Here is a 2,635-nt window from a genome sequence, read left to right as displayed (position 1 = left end):
CCGCGTCGGCCAACGTCGAGAACCTGACCCTCACCGGCAGCGCAGCGATCAACGCCACCGGCAACACGCTCGCCAACGTGCTGACCGGCAACACGGGCGCCAACACGCTCGACGGCGGCACCGGCAGCGACACGCTGGCGGGCGGTGCAGGCAACGACCTCTACATCGTCGACGCCGCCGGCGACGTGGTGACGGAAAACGCGGGCGAAGGCACCGACCTGATCCAGGCCAGCGTCTCGTACACCGCGTCGGCCAACGTCGAGAACCTGACCCTCACCGGCAGCGCAGCGATCAACGCCACCGGCAACACGCTCGCCAACGTGCTGACCGGCAACACGGCCGCCAACACGCTCAACGGCGGCGCCGGCAACGACACGCTGATCGGCGGTGCGGGCAACGACACCTATGTCGTCGACGCCGCCGGCGACGTGGTCACCGAGAACGCCGGCGGCGGCACCGACCTGATCCAGGCCGGCGTCTCCTACACCGCGTCGGCCAACGTCGAGAACCTGACCCTCACCGGCAGCGCCGCGATCAATGCCACCGGCAACACGCTGGCCAACGTGCTGACCGGCAACACGGCCGCCAACACGCTCGACGGCGGCGCCGGCAGCGACACGCTGATCGGTGGCGCAGGCAACGACACCTATGTCGTCGACGTGGCCGGCGACGTGGTCACCGAAAACGCCGGCGGCGGCACCGACCTGATCCAGGCCGGCGTCTCCTATACCGCGTCAGCCAACGTCGAGAACCTGACCCTCACCGGCACGGCGGCGATCAACGCCACCGGCAACACGCTCGCCAACGTGCTGACCGGCAACTCGGCCGCCAACACGCTCGACGGGGGTGCAGGCGACGACACGATGATCGGCGGCGCGGGCGACGACATCTATGTCGTCGATGCCGCCGGCGATGCGGTGACCGAGAACACCGGCGAAGGCACCGACCTGATCCAGGCCGGCGTCTCCTACACCGCGTCGGCCAACGTCGAGAACCTGACGCTCACCGGCACCGGCGCGATCAACGCCGCCGGCAACGCCCTGGCCAACGTGCTGACCGGCAACTCGGCCGCCAACACGCTCGACGGCGGCGCCGGCAGCGACACGCTGATCGGCGGCGCCGGCGACGACGTCTATGTCGTCGATGCCACGGGTGACGTGGTCACCGAGAACGCCGGCGAAGGCACCGACCTGATCCAGGCCGGCGTCTCGTACACCGCCGCGGCCAACGTCGAGAACCTGACGCTCACCGGCACCGGTGGGATCAGCGCCACCGGCAACGAGCTGGCCAACGTGCTGACCGGCAACTCGGCCGCCAACACGCTCGACGGGGGTGCAGGCGACGACACGATGATCGGCGGCGCCGGCGACGACGTCTATGTCGTCGACGCGGCCGGCGACGTGGTGACGGAGAACGCGGGCGAAGGCACCGACCTGATCCAGGCCGGCGTCTCCTACACCGCCGCGGCCAACGTCGAGAACCTGACGCTCACCGGCACCGGCGCGATCAGCGCCACCGGCAACGAGCTGGCCAACGTGCTGACCGGCAACGCAGCCGCCAACACGCTCGACGGCGGCGCCGGCAACGACACGCTGATCGGCAGCGCGGGCGACGACGTCTATGTCGTCGACGCGACCGGCGACGTGGTGACGGAGAACGCCGGTGAAGGCACCGACCTGATCCTGGCGAGCGTCTCCTACACCGCGTCGGCCAGCGTCGAGAACCTGACCCTCACCGGCACGGGCAATCTCGGCCTCACCGGCAACGAGCTGGCCAACGTGCTGACCGGCAACACGGGCGCCAACACGCTCGACGGCGGCACCGGCAGCGACACGCTGATCGGCGGCGCCGGCGATGACACCTACGTCGTCGACGCGGCCGGCGACGTGGTCACCGAGAACGCCGGCGAAGGCACCGACCTGATCCTGGCCGGCGTCTCTTATACCGCGTCGGCCAACGTCGAGAACCTGACGCTCACCGGCACCAGCGCGATCAGCGCCACCGGCAACACGCTGGCCAACGTGCTGACCGGCAACACGGGCGCCAACACGCTCGACGGCGGCCTCGGCAACGACACGCTCGACGGCGGTGACGGCAACGACGTCTACCTGTTCGGCCTGGGCAGCGGTTCAGACCTCATCAGCAGCTGGAGCTGGGACACCTCCGTCGGCAAGGCCAACGTGCTGCGCCTCGGCGCAGGCATCACGCCGGCAGACCTGCTGCTGAGCCGCCCGGCCACGGTCAGCCCGACCGGCGAGGGCGACGCGCTGATCGTGTCGCTTCGTGGCACGAGCGACCGCATCGTCATCGACGACTTCTTCTGGGGCAACGATCCGTCCAACGGCTACAACGAGGTGCAGCGCATCGAGTTCGCCGACGGCACGGCCTGGGACCTGCAGACCATCGTCGCGCAGTACCTGAAGGGCACGGCCGGCGACGACACGCTGGCAGGCACGGCGGGCGCCGACACCCTGTCCGGCGGCGCGGGCGCCGACACGCTGATGGGCGGTGGCGGCAACGACACCTACCTGGTCGACGCGGGCGACGTGGTGATCGAGCTGGCCGGCGAAGGCACGGACCAGGTGCAGGCGGCGCTGAGCTGGACGCTGGGCGATCAGATCGAGAACCTGCAGCT

1 protein-coding gene is annotated in these 2,635 nt (G+C 70.1%); it reads left to right on the top strand.

What is annotated here, in order from left to right:
* The coding region (locus tag HNQ01_RS21825) for a beta strand repeat-containing protein (RefSeq protein WP_173807630.1) at window positions 1-2,635 on the top strand (2,635 nt) is incomplete at both ends.

It is taken from the genome of Sphaerotilus uruguayifluvii, assembly GCF_013294065.1.
In the GTDB taxonomy this organism is placed as follows: domain Bacteria; phylum Pseudomonadota; class Gammaproteobacteria; order Burkholderiales; family Burkholderiaceae_C; genus Sphaerotilus; species Sphaerotilus uruguayifluvii.
Note: the sequence above shows the minus strand (reverse complement) of the source record. Positions and strands in the feature narration are given on the sequence as shown.